The sequence below is a fragment of the Methyloversatilis sp. genome, from assembly GCF_030696805.1.
GTDB lineage: Bacteria > Pseudomonadota > Gammaproteobacteria > Burkholderiales > Rhodocyclaceae > Methyloversatilis.
Map to the genome: position 1 here is coordinate 1 of NZ_JAUYRO010000107.1, position 24738 is coordinate 24738.

Genomic DNA, 24738 nt, shown 5'->3' on the forward strand with positions numbered 1-24738 from the left:
CACTTCAGCCTCGTCCGTCTCGCCACCGGCGGCACGACGACATGGTCCGACACCGCATTCACCTTCACCCGCTTCGGCGTCGCCGATTTGGACAGTGACGCCAACGCGACGAACCAGGCCTTGGGCATGTCGGTCGGCAGGCCGATCGGGATGCCGGCGATCTTCGGCGTGGCGTGGAAGGGGTGGCCCGGTTCCTGGAAGCCGGGTTCGGTGCAGCTGATGCAGGCGTAGCCGCCGCGGGTGCACGAACCTTCGCCGTTCCACGGCCGGGTGTTGCAGTCGGCGTGCGCCTGCGTGCCCTTGCAGCCCATGTTTTCCATCATGCAGCCGAGGTCGGAGGGCTTTTCGGCGCTGGCCTTGAATTCGTAATACTCGTTGCGCGTGCAGCCGTGGTGCACCAGCTGGTCGGCGTAGAAACGGGGCCGGCCCAGCGTGTCGAGGTCGGCGTCGGTGAAGCCGTCGGCGGCCAGCGCCATCAGCGTATCGAGCACCCAGCTCGGGTGGGTCGGGCAACCGGCGATGTTGATCACCGGCAGGCCGCCATGAGCGCGGAAACCGGCACCCAGCAGGCCACCGGGGCGATCGTCCTCGTACTGCAGGCCGCAGGCGTCGGTCGGGTTGTCGCCGCCGGCGGTGACACCGCCCCAGGCGGCGCAGCTGCCGATGGCGATCACGTGACGCGCCTTCGCAGCGAGCCGGCGCACCCATTCGGTCATCGGCACACCGGTGCCGGCCATGACGTGGAAGCGGCCGGTTCCGTTCGGACCGCGCAGCAGCGACCCTTCGATGCACAGCGCGTCGAGCCGCAGGTCGCCGTCGAGGATGCGGCCGAGCAGCGCGGTCACTTCACTGCCGCTGTCCAGCGACAGCGACGGATGCCACAGCAGATCGATGCCGGCATCGCGCAGCTGGCCATGGAAATCGTCGGTGTCGGCGCACAGCAGCGACATGCTGCAGCCGCCGCAGCCGCCAGACTGCAACCAGAGCACATTCATGCGATCACTCCCTGTTCGGCCACCTGCGGCGAGGCGAACCGTTCGAGCCAACCGGTGGCCCACTCCAGCGCGCGCGCCAGATCCTCACACGCGGCGGCGTCCGGCACCTCGCCCAGCGCCCAGCGGCGGCCGCGCAGGGCAAGCAGCGAGCACTCGGGCGGCGCACACCCCTGAAGGTCGACAAACACCTGCAGCAGCGCCGGCGGCGACAGCGCGTGGCTGGTGATCTGGCGCTCGCGCTGCGGCTGTACCGCGCTCACCGCGAAGGCAGCGTCGAGACCAACCGCCGCATCGACGAACAGCACGCGTTCGCGACCGACCAGGTCGAGCGCGTGCTCGATCTGCAACTGGTAGTCGCTGAGGCAGTCCACCGCGCCGGCGGGCAACGCGCGTCCGGCATACGCCGCCAGCGCATCGACCAGCATCGGGCCGAGCGCGTCGTCGCCACGACTCGGGTTGCCCCAGCCCAGTACCAGCAAGGGGGCGGTCATTGCGCCGCCTCGGCGTCGTGCGCCGGGCCGTCGCGCAGCAGTTCGCCGGTCGAGCTGCGCAGCACGTGGTCGAGCACGCGGCCGTCGGCCGCGCGCAGGCTCACCGCCAGCGGCATCTGGCCGAGCGCGTGCGTGGCACAGGACAGGCAGGGGTCGTAGGCGCGGATGGCCACTTCGATGTGGTTGAGCAGGCCTTCGGTGATCGTTTCGCCGTCGAGATAGCGCAGCGCCACCGCCCGCACCGCCTCGTTCATGGCCTGGTTGTTGTGCGTGGTCGACACGATGAGATTACAGCGCGTGACGAGGTCGTCGTCGCCGACCTCGTACTCGTGGATCAGCGTGCCGCGCGGCGCCTCGATGATGCCGATGCCCGAGCGCTGGCGCGGCCCCTCGGCCTGCAGCGGACCGCCGGTGATGCGCGGGTCGTCCAGCAGCGCCGCCACGGTTTCGACGCCGTGCAGCAGTTCGATCATGCGCGCCCAGTGGGTGGCCAGCACGGTGTGCACCGGCCGGCCGCCGTGTGCGGCGACGAAGGCCTGGCGCGCTTCTTCGGCGCGCGGCGTCGGGATGAAGTCGCAGTTCTGCAGCCGCGCCAGCGGGCCCACGCGATACCAGCCGTCGTCGACGCCGAGGCTGCGGCGGTAGGGGAACTTCATATAGGTCCAGGGCCGCACCGCCTCGTCTATCAGTTCGCGGTAGCGCTGGTCGTCGAAGCCGTCGACCGCGATGCGGCCGTCGGCCTCGCGCAGGCGCAGCACGCCGTCGTACAGCTCCATCGCGCCGTCGCGGCCGACCAGCGACATCATGGCGGCCGGCGTGTCGGCGAAATCGGCATAGCGCGGCGGCAGGCCCTCGACCAACCGGCGGGCGAGTGCCACCGCGTCCTGCGCCCAGGCCAGCACCTGCGGCAGTTCGGCGCGCAGCGCGTCGCGCTCGGCCGGATCGACCGCGCGGTTCATGCCGCCGGGTATCGAGCCGGTGCCGTGAATCCGCTTGCCGGAGGTGATGCGGATCACCTCCTGCCCGAACTTGCGCAGCATGACGCCCTGACGCGCGGCGTCCGGGAAGGCTGCGGCCACGCCGACGATGTTGCGCTGATCGACGCCCGCGTCGAAACCGAACAGCAGGTCGGGCGAGGCCAGATGGAAAAAGTGCAGCGCGTGGCTCTGCACGATCTGGCCGTAATGCATGAGCCGGCGGATGCGCTCGGCCGCAGGCGGCACCGGCCAGCCGCCCGCCACACGGTCAAGCGCCTTCGACGCCGCGAGATGGTGCGACACCGGGCAGATGCCGCACAGCCGCTGCACCATGACCGGCACTTCCCAGTAAGGCCGGCCTTCGATGAATTTTTCGAAGCCGCGGAATTCGACGATGTGCAGCCGAGCCTGGCGCACACGGTTGTCGTCATCGAGCAGTAGCGTCACCTTGCCGTGGCCTTCGACGCGCGACAGCGGATCGATTGCGATGCGGCGCAGTCCTTTGGGGTCGGCAGCGGTTTCAAGCGGGCGCGTGTCCATGATCCTGAAAACGTCAGTTGATCGGCGTCGTGGGGATGGTCGGCAGGGTGTACGGCAAGGCGCGAGGACGCGGCAGGATAGCTCCCTGCAAGGACGAGCAACGTAGCCGGGCGCCCTGCCGGCCGTCCACGCGACGTCGAAGCGGTCTCACCCGGAGGATGGCTGGTGCAAAGCACCTAACAATGTTGATGGGCAGGGATTCTGGTTTCATGGCAAGCGGTCAACCGAGGTTTTCAGGATTATTCAGTCGTAGCGGATCAGTCCGGGTGCCTGCACAGGCGTGCGACCGGCGATCAGGTCCTGCAGCAGTTGCCAGAAGGCGTCGGCCGGCGGCGGACAGCCGGGCAGCGCATGGTCGATGTGCACCACCTCGTGGATGGGCAGCACGCGGTTCAGCGGCAGCGGCAGTTCCGGGTCATCCGGCACCTCGCCGTACACCGACTGCAGCATGTCGCCGACGTCCAGATGGTTGCGCAGTGCCGGCAGACCGCCGGTAATGGCGCAGGCGCCGACCGCCACCAGCACCCTGCAGTGCGCGCGAAAGGCGCGCAGCACTTCGACGTTCTCGGCGTTGCACAGCCCGCCTTCAATCAGCCCGACATCGCATTCACCCACGGTCTTGATGTCGGTCAGCGGCGAGCGGTCGAAGTCCACCTTTTCGATCAGTTCCAACAGCCGCTCGTCGATGTCGAGCAGCGACATGTGGCAACCGAAGCAGCCGCCCAGCGACACGGTGGCCACGCGCAGCTTGCGCGGCGCTTCGGGGATGGGCGGCGCGTTCATCCGCGCGTGTCCTCCGTATCGAAGCGGCGCTGGCCGATCGGCACCGCGAAGCCGACCCGCTTGGGCAACAGCGCGCCGACCGGGCAGATGTGGGCAGCGCGGTCGCCCACCGACAGCGCGCTGTCGCCCAGCCGGCCGCTCGGGCTGTCGATCAGCAGGCGGGTGGCGATGCCGTGGCCGCCGATGGCGAACACCTGCTTGTCGTCGATTTCGTCGCTGGCGCGCACGCACAACTGGCACAGGATGCAGCGGTTGGGTTCGAACAGCACGTCGGGGTGGCTGGCATCGACCGGCCGCTCCGGATTCAGCGTTTCGAAATGCAGGTCGGTCATGCCGGCGCGTTCGGCCTGCACCTGCAGCACGCAATTGCCGCTCTTTTCGCAGCCGGGGCAGAAGTGGTTGCCCTCGACGAACAGCATCTGCAGCAGGCGCAGCCGCTGCACATCGAGCGATGCGCTGCGGCATTCGACCTTCTGGCCGGCCACCGCCGGCGTCACGCAGGCGGCCACCGGACGGCCGTCGGCCAGCACGGTGCACAGCCGGCACGACGCGCTGGCCGACACCTCGGCGCTCCAGCACAGGTAGGGTATGTCCAGCCCGGCGCGCGCGGCGGCGGCCAGTATCGTGTCGCCCGGCTGCAGCGGCACGCGCTGGCCATCCAGTTCGAAGGACGGGTCGACGGCGCTCATGTGGGCGTGTCCGTGTGCAGATGCGCACCCGCGTCGGTACGTCGGGTCACGCGCCGCGCCGACGACAGTTCGGCGTCGAGATCGATATCGGGCTGGAACTGCGCCGCAGTCGAGCGCTGCGCGTAGGCCGCGCCGAAATGCCGCATCGTGTCGCGCAGCGGATTGCAGGCCGACGCGCCGAGACCGCAGTGGGTACCGCTGTGCAGCACGGTGTCCAGGTCGTGCAGGCGTTCGATATCGAACGCCGAAGCGTGGCCGGCGCCGCGTGCGTGCGCCAGCTTGTCGAGCCGCCGCACCACCAGTTCGGTGCCGACGCGGCAGGGCGTGCACAGGCCGCAGCTTTCGTGCGCGAAGAAGCGGGCGAAGTGGCGCGCCACTTCGAACAGGTCGCGCGAGCGGTCGAACACCATGAAGGCGCCGGCGCTCGGCACGTCCTCGAAAGCGATGGCGCGACCGAATTCAGACGCCGGTATGCAAGCGCCGGACGGCCCGCCCACCTGCACCGCCTGTGCCTGAGGCGCGCCGCATTCGTCGAGTATCTGCGCGATGGTCGTGCCCAGCGGGTATTCGTACAGACCGGGCCGCGCGCAGTCGCCGGACACCGAATGGATTTTCGTGCCGGTCGATTGCGCGGTGCCGATGCCGGCCCACCAGGCTCCGCCGCGACGCGCGATGTGGGCGACCGCGCAGAAGGTTTCGACGTTGTTCACCACGGTGGGCCGGCCGAGGTAGCCGGCCTGCACCGGGAAGGGCGGGCGGATGCGCGGCGTGCCACGTTTGCCCTCGAGCGACTCGATCAGCGCCGATTCTTCGCCGCACACATAGGCGCCGGCACCGAGGTGGATCGCAATGTCGAAGTCGAAGCCGGCAATGCCTGCGGCGTTGCGGCCGAGCAGGCCGGCGACGCGGCGGCGCGCCAGCACCTGTTCGAGCTGCGGCAGCAGGAAGCGGTACTCGCCACGCAGATAGACGAAGCCCTGCTGCGCACCGACCGCGCGCGCCGCCACCGTCATGCCGTCGAACACCGAATCGGCGTGGCTCGCGAGCAGCACGCGGTCCTTGAAGGTACCGGGCTCGCCCTCGTCGGCGTTGCAGACGACGCAGCGCAGCGGACCCGGTGCATCACGGCAGGCCTGCCATTTGCGCTCGGTGGGGAAGCCGGCGCCGCCGCGTCCGCGCAAGCCGGACTGCGCCACCTCGTCGAGCAGGGCCTGCGGGGACCGCGCCAGCACGGCCGGCAGCGAGGACGCATCGGCCGCGAGGCCGGTCAGCAGCAGGTCGGCGCGCTGCACGCCGTCGACCACCCGGAACCACTCGTCAGGCCACTCTTCGACCGGCGTACCGGCGAGCAGGCAGTCGGCCAGCGCATCGACGCGCGCCCCATCCAGCCGCGTGACGACCTGGTGATGATTCACCAGCAGCGCCGGCCCCTGGTCGCACAGCCCGGTACAGGAACAGCGGTCCACGCTGAAGCGACCCTGCGCATCGACCTCGCCGGGCGCCACGCCGAGGCGGGCGCACAACTGCGCGAGCAGCGCCTCGCTGCCTAGCATGCGGTCGGTGATGTTGTCGGAGAACAGCAGCCGCACGCATCCGACCGGGCTAGTGTGGAAGAAGCGGTAGAAGCCGGCCACGCCTTCGACATGGGCGACGGTGAGCCCCAGCGCTGCGGCGATATGCACGAGCAGCGAACGCGGCAGCCAGTATGTGGCGGCCTGCGTTTCGCGCAGGATCTGCACCAGCGCGAGCGGGTCGCGCTGCCAGCGATCCAGTACGGCGTCGGCGGTTTCCGCCGTGGGTTCGCTCACGGCTGCAGCATTGACGACCATCAGCCCTCCAGTCCGAAGCGCACCATCTTTCCACGCAGACCGACGCGGGACAGACCCAGTTCCTTGGCCGCGCGCGTCTTGTTCCAGCGGTGACGCAGCAATGTTTCCCGCAGCAGCATGGCTTCGATCGCGTCCAGTCGCTCGGCCAGCGTGCCGCTGGCCGGCAGAGGCATGGCACTGGCGGCAGCGGTCAGGCCGGCCTGACCGTGCAGCACGCGCAGCGACAGCGACTGCGCCTCGATTCGCTCACTGTCGCTCAGTGCGAGCGCGCGCGCCAGTTCGTTGCGCAATTCGCGGATGTTGCCGGGCCACGGATAGCCCATCAGACAGGCCATGGCCTCGTCGCTCAGCGCCGCGCCGGGGCGGCCCAGTTCGATGCCCACCTCGTCGATCACGCGACGGGCGATCGGCTCGATATCACCGACCCGCTCGCGCAGCGGCGGCACGGTGAAGGTGGCGCCGGCGATGCGGTAGTACAGATCCTCGCGGAACAGGCCTTCGCGCACCCGCTGTTCGAGCTCACGGTGGGTGGCCGCAATGACGCGCACATCCACCGGCAGCGCTCGCGTGCCGCCGACCGGGCGCACCTCGCCTTCCTGCAGCACGCGCAGCAGGCGTACCTGGAAGGCGGGCGAGGTTTCGCCGATCTCGTCGAGGAATACGGAGCCGCCGTCGGCACGTTGAAACAGGCCGATATGGTCTTCGTAGGCGCCGGTGAAGGCGCCGCGCTTGTGGCCGAACAGTTCGGATTCGAGCAGGGTTTCCGGTATCGCCGCGCAGTTTTCAACCACGAAGGCGCCGCCCGCGCGCGGGCTGGCGTAGTGGATGGCGCGTGCCAGCAGTTCCTTGCCGGTGCCCGATTCGCCGAGCACCAGTACCGACAGGTCGTAGCGCGCAACACGTGCCGCCATTTCGCACACCGAATCGAGCGGGCTGCCGGGCGAGCGCTCGATGCGGTCGAAGCCGAAGGTCTTGCGCGCACGCTCAAGCCGGTGCGCGGCGCGCTGGCGCAGCACCGGCGTGGCGGTGCGCAGTTCGAGGTCGAGGCGGGCGGTTTCCTGCTGCAGCGTCTGCGCCTCGGCGGCGTTGCGCACGGTGGCCAGCAGGTGGTCCGGCACCCAGGGCTTCAGGATGTACTGGTAGATGCCGGCGTCGTTGATGCCGGCGATGATGTCTTCCGAATCGGTGTAGCCGGAAATGACGATGCGCACGACGTCGGGCCAGCGCTCGCGTACTTCTTTCAGGAACAGCACGCCGGTCAGGCCGGGCATGCGCTGGTCGCACAGGATGACGTTCACCGCGTGCCGCTCCAGCTGCTGGCGCGCGTCGTCGGCGCCACTGGCGGTGAGCACGTTGAAATCTTCGTCGAGCGTGCGGCGCATCGCGTCCTGCGAGCGCACCTCGTCGTCGACCACCAGTACGGTGGGCAGGCGCAGCGTGGCGTTCATCGGGCGCCGGCCTCGCGGTGCACCGCCAGATGGCGTGGCGTCCAGGCATGCGGCAGCTTGTGCACGAAGTGGTGGCGTGCGATGTGGAAGCTGGGGTCGAAGCCGTAGAAGTTGCGGTGCATGCGGGACAGTTCTTCCTGGCGGTAATCGGCAAGTGGACGCTCGGCTTCGTGGGCCGCACGCTCGGTCTGTTTGCGCAGCACGCGATCGCGCAGATTGTACGATGCAGCCAGCAGGGAAGCCTCCCGCACCGCCGCATCGAGCGCCTCGCCGGCCGGCACGTCGACACAGCGGTCGATGAAGCCGATGCGCAGCGCCTCGGGGGCCGACAGCGGCAGCCGGCGCTGCATCAGCGCGCGCGCGCCGTCGGCACCCAGCCGGCGCGGCGCGAGATAGGTCCAGTATTCCGAACCGTACAGATTGCCCATGTTCTTGTAGTGCGGATTCAGCATGACGCCGCGCTGCGCCCACACCTCGTCCGCCGCCAGCGCGAGGAAGGCGCCGCCAGCGCCGGCATTGCCGCGCAGCAGCGATACGGTGAGGCGGTCGGTGGCGGTGATGATTTCCAGCGCGACGTCGTTCATCGCATTGATGTTGCGCCACGATTCGTCGGCCGCGCTGTCGCCGTCGCGGTGCGCGGCCGCCTCGATGCCGTTGAGGTCGATGCCATTGCTGAAGAAGCCGTCGCCACCGGCGATCAGCAGCACCTGCGTGTCGCGCTGCTTCAGCTCGACCAGTGCGTCGCGCAGGCGCACGCACTGCGCGGTCGACATCGCGCCATTGCAGAAGTCGAAGCTCAGCACGCCGACGCGCGCACCGCGTTCGCCGCGTTCGGTGTAGCGCAACTCGGACCACTCGTCCCACTCATCGGCCGCGCGCACGAGTGGCGCGGCGCGCTCGGGCAGCGCAGCCGTTTCCGCCGCAAAGGCCTGCGTTGCTGGCAGCTTGATCGGCGACGCTGCGTCACCGATGGCGACCGACACGCGCCCTATCCAGACGCCACCATCGACGGTACGGCGCAGCAGCGCACCGTCGCGCTGCGCCAGCACGTCGCCCGGCGCGCCGCCGAGGCCGGCCAGTGCGGCCGCGGTCGCCAGGTGGGCGTCGAACAGCCGGCACGGCCGGCCGAACAGCGTGCCCACCACACCCGGCTGCCCGTCGGACGCGCGGATCTTCGCCAGCACGGTCGAGCTGTCGTCGCGCGACCAGTCGATGGCGCGGCGCGACTGCGGCAGCACTCCGCGCCAGCCGTCGGCAGAGGGCGCTCGCTTCTGTGGCGGGTCGCCGGCGGCAAAGCACGCGATCGCCTGCAGCGTCGCAGCCAGCGCCGCTTCGGTCACCTCCCGCCGGTAGATCGCACCCTTGGACGCCGCGCGCAACGGGAACGTGGCGTGCGCCCACACCGGGCCGGCGTCGAAATCGCCATCCGCCTGCAGCACGGTGACGCCCCACTCTTGCTGCCGTTCCAGAATTGCCCAGTCGAGCGCGGCCGGACCGCGGTCGCCCGGCGGACCCGGGTGCACGACGAAACACGGAACGGCGCGCCACACCGACTCCGGAATGCGCCGCTTCAGGAAGGGCGCGAGCACGAGGTCGGGGCGGAACAGCGCGATCGCTTCTCCGGTCACCGCATCGGCGATGTCCAGTTCGACCGACAGTGTGTGACCGAGCGCCGTCAGCTCGGCGTACAGGCGCTGGCTCAGGCTGTTGAAGCTGTGGCACAGCAGCAGGATGCGCAGCGCCGGCATCAGCAGATGCGCGGCAACTGCTCTCCGCTGAGCCAGTCGACCACGCGCCGGCCACCGAAGCGGGTGTTCATCTGCACGAAGTGATGCGTGTCTTCCTGCACGACGCCGATGCGTGCGGCATCCGCACCGCGCGGATGCGCGCGCATCGCCGCCAGCACCGCGTCGGCCTGCTCTGCCGGCACGATGGCGACCAGCTTGCCTTCGTTGGCGACATACAGCGGGTCGAGCCCGAGCAGTTCGCAGGCGGCGTCGACTTCGGGCTTGACCGGTATGGCCGCCTCGTCGAGCAGCATGCCGACGCCCGACTGGCCGGCGATTTCGTTCAGCGTGGTGGCCAGGCCGCCGCGCGTCGGGTCGCGCAGCACGCGGATGGCCGGTGACGCGGCCAGCATGGCGGCGACCAGCGTGTGCAGCGCCGCGGTGTCGGAGGTGATGGTGGTTTCGAATTCGATCGATTCGCGCTGCGACAGCACGGCCACGCCGTGGTCGCCGACGGTGCCGGACAGCAGGATGACGTCGCCCGGCCGCGCGTTCGCGCCCGATACGTCGACACCGTGCGGCACCACGCCGACACCGGTGGTGCTGATGAACACGCCGTCGCCCTTGCCCTGTTCGACCACCTTGGTGTCGCCGGTGATGACCGGCACGCCGGCGTCACGCGCCGCCGCCGCCATCGACTGCACGATGCGCTTGAGGTCAGCCAGCGGAAAGCCTTCTTCGAGGATGAAACTGGCCGCCAGGTAGAGCGGTGTGGCGCCCATCATCGCCACGTCGTTGACCGTGCCGTGCACGCTCAGTGCGCCGATGTCACCGCCGGGGAAGAACAGCGGCGAGATCACATGGCCGTCGGTCGCCATCACCATGCGCTGGCCGGCCGGGATGGCGAACGCGGCGCCGTCGTTGCCCTGGCGCAGCCAGGGATTGTCGAAGGCGGCGAGGAAAATCTCTTCGATCAATTGCGCGGCGGCGCGGCCACCGGCGCCGTGGCCCATGTCGATGCGGCCGTTGCGGATGTCCAGCGGCCGGACGTAACCGGCGCGCACCGTGCCGCCGGTCGAGTTGTCGCGTGCGTTCATGCCATCACCTTCACCGGAATATCCTTGAATCTGCCGTAGGCGTAATGCGCCGCGCACGCCCCCTCGCTCGACACCATGCACGAGCCCACCGGGTTTTCCGGCGTGCACACGGTGCCGAAAATCTTGCAGTCGGTCGGCTGCTTGACGCCGCGCAGGATGGCGCCGCACTCGCAGGCCTTGTTGTCGGCGACCGGCGTGTAGCCGAGGCCGAAGCGGCGCTCGGCGTCGAACTGCGCGAACGCCGGGCGGATCTTCAGCGCGCTGTACGGCACCTCGCCCAGGCCGCGCCATTCGAAGGTCGGCCGCAGTTCGAACACCTCGGACACCTTCTGCTGCGCGCCCAGGTTGCCGTCGCGGTCGACCGCGCGCGAGAACTCGTTCTCGACGTGCGCCCGGCCTTCGTTTACCTGGCGCACCAGCATCAGGATGGCCTGCATCACGTCCAGCGGTTCGAAGCCGGCGATCACCACCGGCTTGCGGTATTCCTCGGCGAAATGCTCGTACGGGCCCGAGCCGATGACGATGCTCACGTGCGCCGGTCCGACGAAGCCGTCGATCGGCACCGTGCCGTAGCGGCGCACCTCGGGCGACTCGAGAATGTGCGTGATGGCCGACGGCGTCAGCACGTGGCAGCACAGCACGCTGAAGTTCGCCAGGCCCTCGCGCTGCGCGCGCAGGATGGCCAGCGCGGTCGGCGGCGTCGTCGTTTCGAAGCCGATGGCGAAGAACACCACCTCGCGCCCCGGGTTGTCGCGCGCCACGGTGAGCGCGTCGGTGGCCGAATACACCATGCGGATGTCGCCGCCGCGCGCCTTCGCCTTGGTCAGCGACAGGTTGTCGGACGCCGGCACGCGCATGGTGTCGCCGTAGGTGCACACGATGACACCGCGCTCGAGCGCCAGCTTGATCGCCATGTCGACGCGGCCGATCGGCAGCACGCACACCGGGCAGCCCGGGCCGTGGATCATGCGTACGTTCGGCGGCAGCAGTTCGCGCACGCCGTAGCGCGAAATGGCGTGCGTGTGGCCGCCGCAGAACTCCATGAAACTGTACTGGCGGGCCGGGTCGGCTTCGCCGCGCAGGCGCTCGCCGATCTTGCGGGCGACTTCGCCGTCGCGGAATTCGTCGATGTATTTCATGACGCATCCGCCCGCGCGGCGGCTTCACTCATCTCGCCGAACAGCGCCAGCGTGCGCGCGGCCTCTTCCGGGTCGATCATGCCGATGGCGTGGCCGACATGGACGATGACGTAGTCGCCGACGGCCGCCTCGGGCACCAGTTCGATCGACACGTCCTTGCGGATGCCGCCGAGGTTCACGACGGCGCGCTCGTCGGCGCGCAGTTCGACCAGCATGGCGGGGATGGCTAGACACATGACAGGGACTCCGTGAGCACGCCGGGGGCGAGGTGGATCTGCTGTGCGACTGCCCAGGCCTGGCCCAGCGCCAGGCCGGCATCGCCACAGGAGGTGGCTTGCGGTCGCAACACGCGCAGGCCGCGGCTTTCCAGCCGCAGCGTGACGCGGCGGGTCAGCAGCGCATTCATGAAACAACCACCGCCAAGACAGACGGTGTCGACCTGGGTATCGTGTGCAGCGGTGATCGCCCACTGCGCGAGGCCGTCGGCCAGTGCCAGGTGGAACCACGCGGCGGCTTCGTCGCATCGATTTTCGCCGTCCGGCCAGTCGAGCAGGCGGGCGAGCAGCGGGCGCAGGTCGAGCACGGTGCCGCCCGTCACCTCGAAGACCTTGTCCAGCGTCGGCTCGCCGTGAACGGCAAACCAGCGCTGCGCGGCTGCTTCGAGCGCGATGGCGGCTTCGGCCTCGTGCGACTGGCGCACGCTGACGCCGAGGGCGCCGGCCGCGGCGTCGAACCAGCGGCCGGTGCTGGTGGTGGGCGGGCTGTTCAGACCGGTATCGAGCATGCGGGCGACGGTGCGCGCGGCCTGCGCGCCGACTGCAACGGTGTAGCGCGCTTCGATGTCGGGGCCGCGACCCAGCGTATGCATCGCGGCGGCGGCCATGCGCCAGGGCTCGCGTGCGGCCACGTCGCCGCCGGCCAGTTGCAGCGGCCACAGGTGACCAAGCCGGCGCCAGTCCCCGGGGGCGACCCACAGCAGTTCGCCGCCCCAGGCGAGGCCGTCGGTGCCCAGGCCCACGCCGTCGAGCGCCAGCCCGACCACCGGTTCGGTCAGGCCGTGCTCGGCCATCACCGCGGCGATGTGTGCGTGGTGGTGCTGCACGCCGATGGCCGGCACGCCGAGCCGGTCGGCCAGCGCAACCGCCCGCTGGGTGCTGTAGAAATCCGGGTGCAGATCATGTGCGATCGCTGCGACCGGCGTGGTCGCCTGCGCGAGCAGCGCATCCAGCGAACGGTCGAGCGCCACGCAGGCCTGCGGGTCGCCGAGGTCGCCATGCAGCGGCGACCACACCGCGCGGCCGTCCTCGAGCAGGCAGGCGGCGTTCTTCAACCAGGCGCCGACTGCCAGCACGGTGGGCGGTGTCGGGCTCATGAGGCGACGCTCCGCACGATGTCGTCGAGACCTGCCCGCAGCCCGGCCACCGCGTCGCTCGTCAGCCGTGACGCCATCCACGCCAGCCAGTCGCCCATGCCCTCGCCGGTGGTGGCCGACACGCGGATGACTTCGATGGCCGGATTGACGCGGCGCGCGAAGGCGATGCAGCGCTCGACGTCGAAATTCACATAGGGCAGCAGGTCGATCTTGTTCACCAGCATCAACGTGCTGGCGGCGAACATGTCCGGGTACTTCAGCGGTTTGTCCTCGCCCTCGGTCACCGACAGGATGGCCACCTTGGCCGCCTCGCCCAGATCCCACATGGCCGGGCAGACGAGGTTGCCGACGTTCTCGATGAACAGCAGGCTGCGGCTGTCGCCGTGTCCGGCATCGTGGCGATGCAGGCGGGCAAAGGCTTCGGCCACCATCGGCGCATCGAGGTGGCAGCCCTTGCCGGTGTTGATCTGCAGCGCCGGTGCGCCGGTGGCGCGGATGCGGTCGGCGTCGAAGGAGGTCTGCTGGTCGCCCTCGATCACCGCCACCCGCAGGCCGGGCGCCCGCGTCTTCAGCGCCTCGATGGTGGCGCACAACAGCGTGGTCTTGCCGGAGCCGGGGCTGGACACCAAATTCAGCGCGGTCACGCCGTGCGCCGAAAACTGCTCGCGGTTCTGCGCAGCCACGCGATCGTTCTCGCCGAGGATGTCGGTTTCGAGGCGTATTGCGCGCGCCTGGCTCATGCCAGGCACCGACACCTTCGCCGCGCCGGCGCCGAAGTGCAGGTCGCCGCTGGAAGCGTCGACGGCCACATGCGCCGCCTCGTGCCGCGCCGGCTTCGCGCGGCGAGCGGCCGGCATGTAGGCGTGGCCGTGATGAGAATGGTGATGGCCGGCACCGCCTTCCATCGTCACGCCCTTGTCGCCGCTGTCGGCACATCCGCAGACTACACACATATCGATCTCCTCCTTCGTTACCCGGTCTGTGCCGGGTGATCCATTCCTGCCACCGCCGCGTCGTCCTCCGGCATGCCGATCTGTGAACCCACCGCCACATCGCCCTTCGCAGGAGCGGGCCCTGCCCGCGATAGGGCCTCCGAATCCGCGCCTGCGTTCATCCACCACCGAATCGCCTGCGGGGCAGGCTCCTACGAAAACCGTTCCACCCCACCACCGCATCGCCCTTCTCCCCTTGCCCGCATCAGCGGGAGAGGGGCCGGGGGTGAGGGAGCAAACGCCGCAGCCCTCACCCGTCGCTGCGCGCCACCCTCTCCCGCTGATGCGGGAGAGGGATTGAGAAACCGCACACGGAGAAGCTCATGCGCATTCACCCAAAACACCTGTTCCTTTCTGCCCGCCCCACCCCCGCAGGAGCGGGCCCTGCCCGCGATAGGGCCTCCGAATCCGCACTTCAATCCTCGACCTGCATGTCGATCACCTTCAGGTCGGTGCCGCCGGTTGGCTGCAGCCGGTAGCCGCCGCAGTGCGCGCAGGCGTCGCCGCGCTGCGTGATCTGCACGGTGAGGCTGCAGTCCATGCACCAAGCCTGACCCGGCGGTTCATCGATGTCGATCAACGCGCCGTCGAGCAGCGTGCCGGGCGCGATGGCTTCGAGCGCGAAGCGCAGCGCGCGGGCTTCGACACCGGCCAGCTGCCCGGCCTCCAGTCGCAGATGCGTGACGCGGACGAAGCGCTCGCGTTCGGCGGTGCGTTCGACCAGCTGCAGGATGCCGCCGGCCAGACTGGCTTCATGCATGGGCCACCTCCGCGGCGCCGGCCACCTCGTAGCGCACGCAGGGGTCGTATGCCGCCATCAGAAGGGCGACGCGACGTGCACAGTCGGGTTCCGCAGGGTCGAGCTTCTCGATCGCGGCGGCCACCGCGCCGTCGGCATCGAAATTCCATTCGGTCGGCGCCAGCACATGACAGGCGTCGATGCGCGCGTCGTCGCCACGGCCGTCGAGCTGCACGTGATGCACCAGCAGGCCGCGCGCCATTTCCACCCACGCCAGCCCTTCGCCCGGCGCCAGCGTGAGACGGCCGCTGCGCAGGCGGCGCTCGCCGCCGGGCAGCGCGAGGCGCACCAGTTCGGCCAGCCGCGCCGCGAAACGGCCGGACGCGGATACCGGCATGGTGTCATCGGCCAGCCGCGTCCAGCAGCCGGTTTCCGCACAGGCGCCGTCGATGCGCGGGCGGCGGGTGAAGGCCGGGTCCTGCGTCATCGCGGCGGCCAGTGCGCGCAGCGCCGCTTCACTGGCGTGTACGTGCAGCGGTGCCGACGCGGCAAGCGGCGCGTCGGCCAGCGCCGCGCTGTCGCGCAGCAGACGAGCCAGCCAGGACGGCGCGCCATCGCGCCAGTCGGCAAAGGCCTGCTGCGGTGCGCGCTCGAAGGCAGCCAGCCAGTGCGCTGGCGCCAAGCCGAGCAGGTGGCGCTCGATCCAGTCCGGCATGTTGTCGGCACACGCGTCGTTGCATCCTTCAGCCCGCAGCGCCGGACAGGTGGCCAGCGCGCGCTGCGCGTCGGTCGACGGTTCCGCCGCCAGCCGCGCCGGCCAGTCGAGCAGCACGCGGCGCAGGTGTTCGCGCAGGGTTTCGCTGCGCAGTGTGTCCGGCGGCGGCGCATCAATACCGCGCGCCGCGTCGACCGCAGCGCGGGCGCTCAACCGGTGCGCGTGACTGCACAGGCTGAACACGGCGCCGAGCAGGTCGGGCAGCGACTGTGCCGGGCGACCGACGGCCAGCCGCGCCGCCCAGTCCGGACGCTGACCGACCAGTGCGGTCGGGCGTGCGGCTCCCGGCTGCACGCGCAGCACGCCCGCGAGCGCGTCGAGCGACATCATGGCGTGCGACTCCGGCCGAACAGGAAGCCGCGGCGGGCCGGGCGTTCCGGCTGTTCCGCCACATCTGTCACCACTTCGGGAAGCGGCTCGCGCAGGCGTGCCAACACCGCCTGCGCGGTGGCGACGGCGGTGTCCTGCGACGCAAAATCGAACATCGGCGAAAACAGCGAACAGGCGTCGAAGGTGCCGATGGCCGCCTCGTGCGCGCCGATGAAGTCGAAGTGCTCGCGCCCGACCGCCAGCCGGCGCGTGACGCCGACGCGGCCAAGCTCGTCCTCGCGCGCCAGCGGCAGGCGCACCAGATTCATGAACCAGGGCGTCACCAGCACACCGCTGGCCGCCGCCGGCAGATCCGGCTCCGACGCAAAGGGCTCGAAACCCACCGTCTCGACGCACAGCGCCGCGTTCACGATCGGCAGCCCGGCCATGCGGGTGTCGGCGATCTGGCGGAACAGCGCTTCGAGGGCGCTGATGCGGTGAGCGAGCATCGGGTCGGTCATATTGGCTGCGCGGCAGTCTCAATCAATGACCATGAACTGGTCGGCATCGCCGTCGCACTGCGGGCAGCGCCAGTGCGACGGCAGGTCGGTGAACGCGGTGCCCGGCGTGATCTGCCACACCGGGTCGCCCTGCTGCGGGTCATACACCCACCAGCAGATCTTGCATTCGAGCTTCGCATTGTCCGGCAACTTGCCGGCGTCGCCGAGATAGCTGCCTTCGAAACGCACAGTGGCCGACATGATCAGTCGCCCTCCACCCAGGCGAGCACTTCGGTCAGGCGTTCGAACGAGTCTTCCAGATCTTCCTTCGCCGCCATCGCGACTTCCGGCAGCGCGCTCACTTCGACCGTGTTCAGGATGACCAAGTCCTGCGAGTTGTAATAGACGACACGCCAGGTGTTGGGCACGCACGTGTTGGTGATGCGGCAGTTGCCGTAGCCGCGCGACAGGATGAGCACGCGGCCGGTGCCGAGGTGGTGGTCCATGAAGCCGATGTCCGCATTCGACATCGGCAGCAGCGTCAGATTCACGACGTGCGCCGGCGTGCCCGGCTTCCATGCGCGCCACTGGTCCTCGATCTCGGCCAGCAGCGCCGGCGCGTTCTGCACATTGGGCGGCAGCGCGCCCTGCCAGCGCGGCACGGTGATCCACAGGTCGTCGGTGGCGGAGGTACGCAGTACCTGCGGAATGGCCCCCACCTCCATGGTGTCGGACACGACCTTGCCGCCGTCGCTGACGATGACGCGCCAGACGCCGGCGAACACCGACTCCTGCACCGCCACGTGCTGGCCCGCATCGTCGTCGGTACGTACCTGCGCGCTGACCTCGCCTTCGCCCATGACCTGATTGATCAGTTTCAGGTCCTCCGGCGGCAGCCGGGTCAGGTCGATGCTGCGGTTGCGGCCGTCGGTGCGCGTCTCGCCCAGGCAGGCGAGCACGTCGCGCAGCGCCAGATGGGCCTGTTCGTGGCCGACCAGCTCTTCCGGCTCGGGCAGGATGGGCGGGCGGAAGGTTTCCATGCCCTGCGGCATGTTGAGGTAGTGCAGCGCTTCGCCTTCGACCTGGGTGCCGGGGCCGATGACGGCGACCGGAATGGGAAATGAGGGAAATGCGGGAGATTCTTTCACGTGCCGTACTCCGTTCAGTGACAGGACGAATCGGATGCGCTGCCATGGCGCACCGGAATGCCGATGGTGGGCGCGCGCGACGCAGGCATCGCGAGCGCTTCGCCGACGCGCTCGACATAGACCTGCCAGTCGAGCATGCCGGACAGCACGGTGACGTACTGGCCGTCGCGCACGAACACCAGCGCCGGCCAGCGGATCGAGCCATAGCGTCTGGCGATCGCGTCTTCGTGTTCGCGCGTGGCGACGCCGACGATGAAGCGCTGCGCGAAGTGCTGACGCAGTTCGGGCAGCACGACGGCGAGATCCAGTGCCTCGGGGAAGCGCACCGGGTCGCCCGCCAGCAGGATGACGCGGTCGCCACCGCCGGCCGCCCAGTCGGCGACATTGTCGGCGGTGAGCCAGGTCGCACCGTGCGCGCTGACCAGACGTTCGATCAGCGGCGACACAGCTGCCGGTGCGGCGACCGGCAGCGTGACGACTGCTTCGGATGCTGCGGTTTCGATGCTCATGTGCTTTCTCCCTGCGTGGTGTGGTGCGTGTTTTCCTGCGAGTGGTCGTGCACTTCCGTGCGCGCGCCGGACAGCGCCCGCAGCTGTTCGCTGCTCATTGCCGACGGCAGCGCGAAGGCGGCGTCGCCATCGCCGGCGTCACCCCGCATGACCGCTTCGATCAGGTCAAGCGTGGCGTCGACCTCACGCGCCCGCTCGACCGAAATGCGTTCCTGCGCGCTGTCGAGGAACACCAGCAGCCAGTCGCCGACGGCCACTTCGCCGACCAGCGCACTGCGCACGCGGCGTTCACCCAACCGGCCCGCGCAGCGCGCATGGCCCGGCTCGACGGCGGTCACCTGCATCGGTATGCCCAGGCACATGATCAGGCTGTGCCTACAGTCGAGTCCTCCGCACCGGCGGCAGGAAAGAAACGCGCGTCGCCACTGCGGCAGGCGACGTCTTCCGGCGGACGTTCCTCTTCGTAGCGCGCCAGTTCGAGTTCGGCGAAGGTGATGCACTCGCGCACGGTCAGCGGCGTGGTGCGCGGCACCGGCCGTGCTCCCCAGCGGCGCAGAGCGCCCAGGCCCAGCGTCAGTGCGCCTTCCATCGCGCGGCGCACCGTGGGGCGCAGGCTGCCGCCGTAGTCCTCGAGCTCTTCCGGCTGGCAGCCGATCAGCAGTACTTCGCGCGGATACCGCCCGGTCAGCTGGGCCAGCATCAGCACTTCCTGGAAACCGGTCTGGTGCAGGCTCATCTTCTTGGCGCCCATGAAGCGCGGCACGTCGTCGTTGGCGATGCACTTGAGCGTGCCCGGCTCGAGCCCGTAGTCGATGGCATCAAAAATGAGCAGGCAGTCGGCAGCCTGCACGTGCTGCACGAGGTAGAGGCCCTGGGTGCCGCCGTCGATCAGCTGCACCTCGGGGCCCGTATCCGCGGCGAAATCGAATTCGAAGCGCTGCTGCAATGCCTCGACGCAGCGCACGCCGAAACCTTCGTCGGCCCACAGTACGTTGCCGATGCCGAGCACGACGATGCTGTCACGGGGTGGGTGACAGCTGCTTGCGGACGGATTCGGGTTCACGGTCGAACTTCCCTTCGGAAAAAGTCAGTGAGCGCCGCGCGGAAGCGTGGCGTCGGGGGTGGCGCGCAGCGCCTTCCAGGCGTGGAAGCTGTCCCAGGCGGACTGCAGCGCCAGCCAGAAAGCGGCGTCGGTGCCGAACAGCAGGGCGCAGCGGATGGCGGTGTCGGGCGTCATCGATCGCTGGCCGTGAACGATTTCGTGCAGGCGGCGGCGCGACATGCCGAGCGCGCGCGCGGCTTGGCTCTGCGACATGCCGAGCGGTTCCAGATAGTTGCGCGAAAGAAATCGTCCCGGATGCCACGGCGCACGCACCGGGATACCGGCGGGTACGCGTTGCAGCGGTGACAGTCCGGGACGCCAAGGTGGCACAACGAGCTTGCCTGGGAACGAGGAGGCGGTGGGCGGGTCGGCCGGGCTGCGTCCGGCGGGCGAAGCGGCGGCCGACATGGCGTCAGTCCTTGAAGGTGCGGTGGCCGGAAATCATCGTGCTCACCACGCTCGACCGCCCCATGATGTCTTCACGAATGGCGGCATAGACATGCACGATGATGAACACGATCAGCGCCCACATGCCGAGGTGGTGCCAGGTATGCACGTCCTGCGACTGGCCGAACAGCGGGATGACCCAGCCGAACATCCGCTCCTGCCACGACCCCATCTGCGAGCCTTCGCCGTACAGCGCGAAGCCGGTCACGATCATGAACAGCGTAAGCAGCAGATAGCCGAAGAACATGGCGAGGCGCGCCAGCGGGTTGTGGCCCACGTAGCGGCCGGGACGCGGACTGATGAAGGCGTACCACTTCAGCATGCCCAGCACCTCGACCCAGTAGGCCCTGGTGAAGAGCGGTACCCAGAACAGCTCACGCGCATGGTGGTTGCCGGCGATGGCCCAGTAGGTGCGGCCGATGAGACCGACCGCAAGGATGTAGCCGGCGGCGAAGTGGGCGAAGCGGATATAGCCCATCAGGTAGTTGGCGCTGGCTTCGCCCGGCTGCGTCGGCAGCGGCGAGCCGATGAAGTAGCCGGTCAGCGCGAGCACCGTGATCGCCAGCGCGTTGATCCAGTGCCACACGCGTACCGGCGCCTCATACACGTAGACCGACTTGATCGAGCGGCCGTGGGCAACCGCCCCCTCGTCGATGCCGGTGGCGTGGGACAGCTTTTCAGTAGTGGCGGACATCTTTAGTCTCCCGCGGTTGGCTGCTTCAGATGCGCGACGCAAACATGAACAGGCCGGCAGCGCCGAGCCCTGCCGCCTGCACGCGCCACACCCAGCCCGGCACGCGCGCCAGCCACGCGCCGGCAACCAGACCGACGGCGTGCAGCAGTGCCGAGCCGAGCATGAAGCCGGCGGCATAGGCGGCGAAGGACGTACCGGCTGCCCATTCGGCACCGTGCGCGACACCGTGCAGCGCGCCGGCTGCTGCGACCAGGGCAAGCCCGCCGAGCACCGGCAGTTGTCGGCGCGCCAGCAGAAGCACGCCGAACAGCGCGACGCTGAGCGCGACACCGGCTTCGATGTAAACACCGGCGCCGGTCTGCACGCCGACGAAGGCACCGGCCAGCAGCGCGAGCAGGAACCAGGCCGGGCCGGCCAGGCGTCGGGCGCCCCGCAGCGCGGCGGCCGACCACACGCCGACGGCGATCATTGCCAGCAGGTGATCGACACCGGCGAAGGGATGCGCCAGGCCGGCGGCCAGGCCGTGTGCGCCGTGACCTTCATGTGCGTGAGCGACGCCGGCAGCCAGCGTCAGGGCGGCCGCGACGCAGGCGCGGCGGGCCAGGGATAAGGCGAGGGACGTATTCATGTTTCCTCCTGATGTCGTCATGTCGTGGGTGCGCTTCAGCGCACCTTCACCGTGGTCAGTTCCCGGCCGTCCTCGCTCATCACGTGCGTCGAGCAGGCGAGGCAGGGGTCGAAGGAATGCAGCGTGCGCAAGATTTCGACCGGCTCTTCCGGATTGGCCATCGGCGTGTTCATCAGACTGGCCTCGAAGGCGCCGATCTGGCCCTTGGTGTCGCGCGGGCTGCCGTTCCAGGTGGTCGGCACGACGCACTGGTAGTTTTCGATGCGGCCGTCCTTGATGCGGATCCAGTGGCCCAGCATGCCGCGCGGTGCGGCCACCGTGCCGACGCCCTTGGCTTCCTTCGGCCAGGTCTTCGGGTCCCACTTCTCGACGTTGGCGGTGCTGGTGTCGCCGGCCTTGATGTTGGCGACCAGTTCCTTGAAGTCGTCGAGCATCATTTCGGCGCAGTACTGCGCCTCGAGCGCGCGCGCCAGCGTGCGGCCGATGGTGGTGGGCAGCAGCTGTTTGGCGGTGTAGCTGGTTTCCGCCATGCCGAGCGCCTTCGGGAAGTCGCTGTTGATGATGCGTGCCGAACCATCGACCTGTTCCTTCACGCGCTGGCAGTACTGGTTGCCCTTGAGCGCATGCGCATAGCCGAGGATGTAGCGCGACAGCGGGCCGACTTCCATCGAATGACCACGCCAGCGCGGCGACTTGATCCACGAGTACTTGGCGTCCTCGTCGATGATCTCGATGTTGGTGCGGGTGCCCTTCGTGTTGGCGCCGAGCACGTAGTTGGGCTCGGTGAGGCCGTCCCACGGGTGCAGGCCCTTGCTTTCGTCGGGGTACGTGTACCAGCTGTGGTTGACGAACTCCTGCACCTGCTCGGGGTCGCGCGGATCGACCGGAAGGATTTCGTCCCAGTTGCCATCGAGGATGGCGCCGCCCGGCAACTGCTGCGTGCTGTGGTCGCCCATCACCTTTTCATAGGTGCCGTAGTCGATCACGTTGGTGGCTGCCAGGCCGCCGCCATACAGCCAGCCGGCGTTCTTGTAGATCGTGCCGATGGCCAGCACGTCCGGGATATAGACGTTGTTGTTGAACTCGATCATTTCCTTGATGCGCGCTTCGACGAAGTTCAGCCGCTCCATATTGACCGGCGCACCGGCCGCGCCGTCGCCGTCGATGTTGATGGCGCACGGCACGCCACCCACCAGATAGTTCGGGTGCGGGTTCTTGCCGCCGAAGATGGTGTGCACCTTGACCCATTCCTTCTGCAGGTCGAGTGCTTCGAGATAGTGGGTGACGGCCATCAGGTTGGCTTCCGGCGGCAGCACATAGGCCTTGTTGCCCCAGTAGCCGTTCATGAAGGGACCGAGCTGGCCGCTTTCGACGAACTTCTTCAGCCGGTTCTGGATGTCGCGGAAGTAGCCGGGCGAAGACATCGGGTGACTGGGCGACACGGTCTGCTGCAGTTCCGAGGTCTTCTTCGGGTCGGCCTTCAGCGCCGACAAGACGTCCACCCAGTCGAGCGCGTGCAGGTGATAGAAGTGCACCGCGTGATCGTGTTCCTGCAGCGTCTTCGCCATGATTTCGCGGATCAGGTACGCGTTCTTCGGAATCGTGATGCCGAGCGCGTCTTCCACCGCGCGCACCGAGGTCAGCGCGTGGCAGCCGGTGCACACGCCGCAGATGCGTTCGACGAAGGCCCAGGCGTCGCGCGGGTCGCGGCCCTTCAGGATCACTTCGAGGCCGCGCCACATGGTGCCGGTCGACACCGCGTTGCGGATGATGTTGTCCTTGTCTACGTTGACCTCGCAACGCATGTGGCCTTCGATGCGGGTGACCGGATCGACGACGATGCGCCGGCCGGTGTTGTCCATCGTGTAGCCCTGAGTTTCGTAAGCACCCATCTCTGTATCCTTTGCTGGAATCGGGTCTGCCCGCACACGCGCCGTCGCTCATGCGCCGGCGGCGCGGATCAGTGGTCGGCGGTGGTCGTCGAATCGGTCTTCTGCGTGGCGCGCTTGATCGCCGACGCCGCGGCGTGCGCCACGGCGGCCGCTCCGACCACACCGGCGGCGGTCGCGCCGACCTGGTCGGCGTTCGCTTCGATGCCGAACTGGTGGATGTCGGTCAGCCGGTCGTAGAACGAACCCTTGTCCCAGAAACCGTCTTCCGAACAGCCGATGCAGCCGTGACCGGCCTTGATCGGGAAGCTGGTGCCCTCGTTCCACATCACCGTGGAGCAAGCGTTGTAGGTGGTCGGGCCCTTGCAGCCGACCTTGTAGAGGCAGTAGCCCTTGCGTGCGGATTCGTCGTCCCAGGCCTCGACGAACTGGCCGGCGTCGAAGTGCGGGCGGCGGTAGCACTTGTCGTGGATTCGCTGGCTGTAGAACATCTTCGGCCGGCCCTGACGGTCCAGTTCGGGAATGCGGTCGAAGGTGAGCATGTAGGTGATCACGCCGGTCATCACCTCGGCGATCGGCGGACAGCCCGGCACCTTGATGATGGGCTTGTCGAAGATGACCTTGTGCACCGGCGTGGCCTGGGTCGGGTTCGGCTTGGCAGCCTGCACGCAGCCCCAGCTCGCGCAGCTGCCCCAGCTGATGATGGCCTTGGCATCCTTCGCCACGTGCTTGAGCTGATCGATGAAGGGCTTGCCGCCGATGATGCAGCTCATGCCGTCCTGGTTCAGCGGCGGGTTGCCCTCGACCGCCAGGATGTAGTTGCCCTTGTACTTGGTCATGATCTCTTCGAGGATCGCTTCGGCCTGGTGCCCTGCGGCGGCCATCAGCGTGTCGTCGTAGTCGAGCGAAATCATCGACAGCACCACGTCCTTCGCCAGCGGATGCGCCGAGCGGATGAAGGATTCGGAACAACAGGTGCATTCCAGCCCGTGCAGCCACAGCACCGGTGTACGCGGCTTGGTTTCCATCGCATGCGCGATCTGCGGCACGAAGGCCGGGCCAAGCCCGAGCGATGTGGCGGTCAGTGAGCAGTACTTGAGAAAGCTGCGGCGCGAAATGCCCTGCCGGCGCATCACCTCATAGAAGGTTTCCATCCTGGTCTCTCTCCTGTATTTCTTGTTGTCTGGGGCCTGTTGCCGCGCCGCTCACCCTGTTGCCGGCGAGCCGTGTGCCGACGGGCCTCGAAACACCTCGGACGAACCTCGATTCGCACGGGTGGGTGGTGAGGACTAACAAGTTGCGGGCCAGTCTGGCCTACTGCGCTGCAACAAAAATATTGATACAGATCAAAGCCTTGTTCTGTATCGAAAAAGATATGCCTGAAGAGATGCCGGAGCGGAGGTGTCGTCAAACCGGAGTGGAAGCGCATCTGCCGCTTTCCACTGGATATCGGAAAGTCATCTTTCATCGACAGGTCCTGCGGGGCTCCGAAGCTCCGGCGGTCTTGGCAGGAATCTGCCCCTCAGGCGATTGCGGTGTCGAAACTCCCTCCGGCGTCCGCACATGTCCCGACAACGGACGGCGCCCGGAACCACAGACGCAGTCCGTCCATGGGTGTGGTGAGGGACGTTCAATTTTCTATGGCGCGTGCGCACGCGGGTCTGCAACGCGGAATCGACGGTCGTCGCGCCGCGGGCAGCGTTACGGTCGACATGGAGGCGGTGGGGCGCCGGCCGGTAATCGGCTCGCAGAAGGGCAGGAGCGGTCGTGGGGCCGAACAGGATCGCCTGAGGCCATCGGCGCTCCTGCGGGGGCCGGGTGTTGGGCATCGCTGCGCTCACCCCAACCTACGGGGGGGTGGGAGAGTGGGGGCGGGGCGCGGGGGACGGGCCAAGCCGGGGATTGGCGGGGTGCGCGCG

The 24738-nt window shown here is 68.6% G+C and carries 26 protein-coding genes; all 26 read right to left on the reverse strand.

Going from position 1 to position 24738, the window contains the following annotated elements; genetic code table 11:
* Positions 1 to 995, reverse strand: a 995-nt coding sequence (locus Q8R75_RS17515) for a HupU protein (RefSeq protein ID WP_305613714.1), incomplete at its 3' end; no start/stop codon positions are given.
* Positions 992 to 1486, reverse strand: a complete 495-nt coding sequence (locus tag Q8R75_RS17520) for a hydrogenase maturation protease (protein ID WP_305613713.1) — start codon at positions 1484 to 1486, stop codon at positions 992 to 994. The genes Q8R75_RS17515 and Q8R75_RS17520, both read right to left, overlap by 4 nt.
* Complete coding sequence (locus Q8R75_RS17525) at positions 1483 to 3003, reverse strand: Ni/Fe hydrogenase subunit alpha (RefSeq protein WP_305613712.1); 1521 nt, start codon at positions 3001 to 3003, stop codon at positions 1483 to 1485. The genes Q8R75_RS17520 and Q8R75_RS17525 overlap by 4 nt, the downstream gene beginning before the upstream one ends.
* Before the next feature lie 243 nt (positions 3004 to 3246).
* Positions 3247 to 3786 carry an NADP oxidoreductase gene (locus tag Q8R75_RS17530; RefSeq protein WP_305613711.1) on the reverse strand — a complete coding sequence of 180 codons (540 nt, stop codon included), beginning with the start codon at positions 3784 to 3786 and terminating at the stop codon, positions 3247 to 3249.
* Positions 3783 to 4475 (reverse strand): 2Fe-2S iron-sulfur cluster-binding protein, encoded by a 693-nt coding sequence (locus tag Q8R75_RS17535; RefSeq protein ID WP_305613710.1) that lies wholly within the window; start codon positions 4473 to 4475, stop codon positions 3783 to 3785. The genes Q8R75_RS17530 and Q8R75_RS17535 overlap by 4 nt, the downstream gene beginning before the upstream one ends.
* Positions 4472 to 6304: an NAD(P)H-dependent oxidoreductase subunit E gene (locus tag Q8R75_RS17540; RefSeq protein WP_305613709.1), complete on the reverse strand. Its 1833-nt coding sequence runs from the start codon at positions 6302 to 6304 to the stop codon at positions 4472 to 4474. The genes Q8R75_RS17535 and Q8R75_RS17540 overlap by 4 nt, the downstream gene beginning before the upstream one ends.
* On the reverse strand, positions 6304 to 7752 hold the full coding sequence (locus tag Q8R75_RS17545; RefSeq protein ID WP_305613708.1) for a sigma-54 dependent transcriptional regulator: 1449 nt from the start codon (positions 7750 to 7752) through the stop codon (positions 6304 to 6306). Before Q8R75_RS17545 ends, Q8R75_RS17540 begins: the two co-directional genes overlap by 1 nt.
* Positions 7749 to 9500 carry an enoyl-CoA hydratase-related protein gene (locus Q8R75_RS17550; RefSeq protein ID WP_305613707.1) on the reverse strand — a complete coding sequence of 584 codons (1752 nt, stop codon included), beginning with the start codon at positions 9498 to 9500 and terminating at the stop codon, positions 7749 to 7751. Before Q8R75_RS17550 ends, Q8R75_RS17545 begins: the two co-directional genes overlap by 4 nt.
* Positions 9500 to 10576 (reverse strand): hydrogenase expression/formation protein HypE, encoded by a 1077-nt coding sequence (gene hypE / locus Q8R75_RS17555; RefSeq protein WP_305613706.1) that lies wholly within the window; start codon positions 10574 to 10576, stop codon positions 9500 to 9502. Before hypE ends, Q8R75_RS17550 begins: the two co-directional genes overlap by 1 nt.
* Positions 10573 to 11715: a hydrogenase formation protein HypD gene (gene hypD, locus Q8R75_RS17560; RefSeq protein ID WP_305613705.1), complete on the reverse strand. Its 1143-nt coding sequence runs from the start codon at positions 11713 to 11715 to the stop codon at positions 10573 to 10575. The genes hypE and hypD overlap by 4 nt, the downstream gene beginning before the upstream one ends.
* The gene (locus tag Q8R75_RS17565; RefSeq protein ID WP_305613704.1) at positions 11712 to 11951 is read right to left on the reverse strand and encodes a HypC/HybG/HupF family hydrogenase formation chaperone; all 240 of its coding nucleotides are present in this window, start codon (positions 11949 to 11951) and stop codon (positions 11712 to 11714) included. Before Q8R75_RS17565 ends, hypD begins: the two co-directional genes overlap by 4 nt.
* Positions 11942 to 13087, reverse strand: coding sequence for a carbamoyltransferase HypF (locus tag Q8R75_RS17570; RefSeq protein ID WP_305613703.1), 1146 nt, complete (start codon positions 13085 to 13087; stop codon positions 11942 to 11944). The genes Q8R75_RS17565 and Q8R75_RS17570 overlap by 10 nt, the downstream gene beginning before the upstream one ends.
* Positions 13084 to 14040 carry a hydrogenase nickel incorporation protein HypB gene (gene hypB / locus Q8R75_RS17575; RefSeq protein ID WP_305613702.1) on the reverse strand — a complete coding sequence of 319 codons (957 nt, stop codon included), beginning with the start codon at positions 14038 to 14040 and terminating at the stop codon, positions 13084 to 13086. The genes Q8R75_RS17570 and hypB overlap by 4 nt, the downstream gene beginning before the upstream one ends.
* 454 nt (positions 14041 to 14494) lie before the next feature.
* Complete coding sequence (locus Q8R75_RS17580; RefSeq protein WP_305613701.1) at positions 14495 to 14839, reverse strand: hydrogenase maturation nickel metallochaperone HypA; 345 nt, start codon at positions 14837 to 14839, stop codon at positions 14495 to 14497.
* Entirely contained in the window at positions 14832 to 15923 is a 1092-nt protein-coding gene (locus Q8R75_RS17585; RefSeq protein WP_305613700.1) for a hydrogenase formation protein, read from the reverse strand. Before Q8R75_RS17585 ends, Q8R75_RS17580 begins: the two co-directional genes overlap by 8 nt.
* On the reverse strand, positions 15920 to 16423 hold the full coding sequence (gene hybE / locus Q8R75_RS17590; protein WP_305613699.1) for a [NiFe]-hydrogenase assembly chaperone HybE: 504 nt from the start codon (positions 16421 to 16423) through the stop codon (positions 15920 to 15922). The genes Q8R75_RS17585 and hybE overlap by 4 nt, the downstream gene beginning before the upstream one ends.
* 18 nt (positions 16424 to 16441) lie before the next feature.
* On the reverse strand, positions 16442 to 16663 hold the full coding sequence (locus Q8R75_RS17595; RefSeq protein WP_336623630.1) for a rubredoxin: 222 nt from the start codon (positions 16661 to 16663) through the stop codon (positions 16442 to 16444).
* Between the two features lie 2 nt (positions 16664 to 16665).
* A complete protein-coding gene (locus tag Q8R75_RS17600) occupies positions 16666 to 17550 on the reverse strand; it encodes a hydrogenase expression/formation protein (protein WP_305613698.1) in 885 nt (294 codons plus the stop codon).
* Between the two features lie 14 nt (positions 17551 to 17564).
* Complete coding sequence (locus Q8R75_RS17605) at positions 17565 to 18059, reverse strand: hydrogenase (protein WP_305613697.1); 495 nt, start codon at positions 18057 to 18059, stop codon at positions 17565 to 17567.
* Positions 18056 to 18421 (reverse strand): HypC/HybG/HupF family hydrogenase formation chaperone, encoded by a 366-nt coding sequence (locus tag Q8R75_RS17610; protein WP_305613696.1) that lies wholly within the window; start codon positions 18419 to 18421, stop codon positions 18056 to 18058. Before Q8R75_RS17610 ends, Q8R75_RS17605 begins: the two co-directional genes overlap by 4 nt.
* Before the next feature lie 2 nt (positions 18422 to 18423).
* Positions 18424 to 19122: a HyaD/HybD family hydrogenase maturation endopeptidase gene (locus Q8R75_RS17615; protein WP_305613695.1), complete on the reverse strand. Its 699-nt coding sequence runs from the start codon at positions 19120 to 19122 to the stop codon at positions 18424 to 18426.
* 24 nt (positions 19123 to 19146) lie between these two features.
* Positions 19147 to 19569, reverse strand: coding sequence for a HigA family addiction module antitoxin (locus Q8R75_RS17620; RefSeq protein WP_305613694.1), 423 nt, complete (start codon positions 19567 to 19569; stop codon positions 19147 to 19149).
* A 4-nt stretch (positions 19570 to 19573) separates the two neighbouring features.
* On the reverse strand, positions 19574 to 20302 hold the full coding sequence (gene cybH / locus Q8R75_RS17625; protein WP_305613693.1) for a Ni/Fe-hydrogenase, b-type cytochrome subunit: 729 nt from the start codon (positions 20300 to 20302) through the stop codon (positions 19574 to 19576).
* 25 nt (positions 20303 to 20327) lie between these two features.
* The gene (locus Q8R75_RS17630; RefSeq protein ID WP_305613692.1) at positions 20328 to 20930 is read right to left on the reverse strand and encodes a HupE/UreJ family protein; all 603 of its coding nucleotides are present in this window, start codon (positions 20928 to 20930) and stop codon (positions 20328 to 20330) included.
* Between the two features lie 35 nt (positions 20931 to 20965).
* Positions 20966 to 22822: a nickel-dependent hydrogenase large subunit gene (locus Q8R75_RS17635; RefSeq protein ID WP_305663811.1), complete on the reverse strand. Its 1857-nt coding sequence runs from the start codon at positions 22820 to 22822 to the stop codon at positions 20966 to 20968.
* 68 nt (positions 22823 to 22890) lie between these two features.
* Complete coding sequence (locus Q8R75_RS17640; RefSeq protein ID WP_305613690.1) at positions 22891 to 23973, reverse strand: hydrogenase small subunit; 1083 nt, start codon at positions 23971 to 23973, stop codon at positions 22891 to 22893.
* Positions 23974 to 24738 lie beyond the last annotated feature (765 nt).

Bases quoted from the DNA above. Each gene is read 5' to 3' on its own strand.
- Q8R75_RS17620 (WP_305613694.1), bottom strand. From the start codon at position 19,569: ATGTCGGCCGCCGCTTCGCCCGCCGGACGCAGCCCGGCCGACCCGCCC.
- hypE (WP_305613706.1), bottom strand. From the start codon at position 10,576: ATGAACGCACGCGACAACTCGACCGGCGGCACGGTGCGCGCCGGTTAC.
- Q8R75_RS17630 (WP_305613692.1), bottom strand. From the start codon at position 20,930: ATGAATACGTCCCTCGCCTTATCCCTGGCCCGCCGCGCCTGCGTCGCG.
- Q8R75_RS17570 (WP_305613703.1), bottom strand. From the start codon at position 13,087: ATGAGCCCGACACCGCCCACCGTGCTGGCAGTCGGCGCCTGGTTGAAG.
- Q8R75_RS17545 (WP_305613708.1), bottom strand. From the start codon at position 7,752: ATGAACGCCACGCTGCGCCTGCCCACCGTACTGGTGGTCGACGACGAG.
- cybH (WP_305613693.1), bottom strand. From the start codon at position 20,302: ATGTCCGCCACTACTGAAAAGCTGTCCCACGCCACCGGCATCGACGAG.
- Q8R75_RS17585 (WP_305613700.1), bottom strand. From the start codon at position 15,923: ATGATGTCGCTCGACGCGCTCGCGGGCGTGCTGCGCGTGCAGCCGGGA.
- Q8R75_RS17610 (WP_305613696.1), bottom strand. From the start codon at position 18,421: ATGTGCCTGGGCATACCGATGCAGGTGACCGCCGTCGAGCCGGGCCAT.
- Q8R75_RS17535 (WP_305613710.1), bottom strand. From the start codon at position 4,475: ATGAGCGCCGTCGACCCGTCCTTCGAACTGGATGGCCAGCGCGTGCCG.
- Q8R75_RS17550 (WP_305613707.1), bottom strand. From the start codon at position 9,500: ATGCCGGCGCTGCGCATCCTGCTGCTGTGCCACAGCTTCAACAGCCTG.
- Q8R75_RS17640 (WP_305613690.1), bottom strand. From the start codon at position 23,973: ATGGAAACCTTCTATGAGGTGATGCGCCGGCAGGGCATTTCGCGCCGC.
- Q8R75_RS17520 (WP_305613713.1), bottom strand. From the start codon at position 1,486: ATGACCGCCCCCTTGCTGGTACTGGGCTGGGGCAACCCGAGTCGTGGC.
- hypB (WP_305613702.1), bottom strand. From the start codon at position 14,040: ATGTGTGTAGTCTGCGGATGTGCCGACAGCGGCGACAAGGGCGTGACG.
- Q8R75_RS17525 (WP_305613712.1), bottom strand. From the start codon at position 3,003: ATGGACACGCGCCCGCTTGAAACCGCTGCCGACCCCAAAGGACTGCGC.
- Q8R75_RS17540 (WP_305613709.1), bottom strand. From the start codon at position 6,304: ATGGTCGTCAATGCTGCAGCCGTGAGCGAACCCACGGCGGAAACCGCC.
- Q8R75_RS17565 (WP_305613704.1), bottom strand. From the start codon at position 11,951: ATGTGTCTAGCCATCCCCGCCATGCTGGTCGAACTGCGCGCCGACGAG.
- hypD (WP_305613705.1), bottom strand. From the start codon at position 11,715: ATGAAATACATCGACGAATTCCGCGACGGCGAAGTCGCCCGCAAGATC.
- Q8R75_RS17580 (WP_305613701.1), bottom strand. From the start codon at position 14,839: ATGCATGAAGCCAGTCTGGCCGGCGGCATCCTGCAGCTGGTCGAACGC.
- Q8R75_RS17595 (WP_336623630.1), bottom strand. From the start codon at position 16,663: ATGTCGGCCACTGTGCGTTTCGAAGGCAGCTATCTCGGCGACGCCGGC.
- hybE (WP_305613699.1), bottom strand. From the start codon at position 16,423: ATGACCGACCCGATGCTCGCTCACCGCATCAGCGCCCTCGAAGCGCTG.
- Q8R75_RS17635 (WP_305663811.1), bottom strand. From the start codon at position 22,822: ATGGGTGCTTACGAAACTCAGGGCTACACGATGGACAACACCGGCCGG.
- Q8R75_RS17530 (WP_305613711.1), bottom strand. From the start codon at position 3,786: ATGAACGCGCCGCCCATCCCCGAAGCGCCGCGCAAGCTGCGCGTGGCC.
- Q8R75_RS17605 (WP_305613697.1), bottom strand. From the start codon at position 18,059: ATGAGCATCGAAACCGCAGCATCCGAAGCAGTCGTCACGCTGCCGGTC.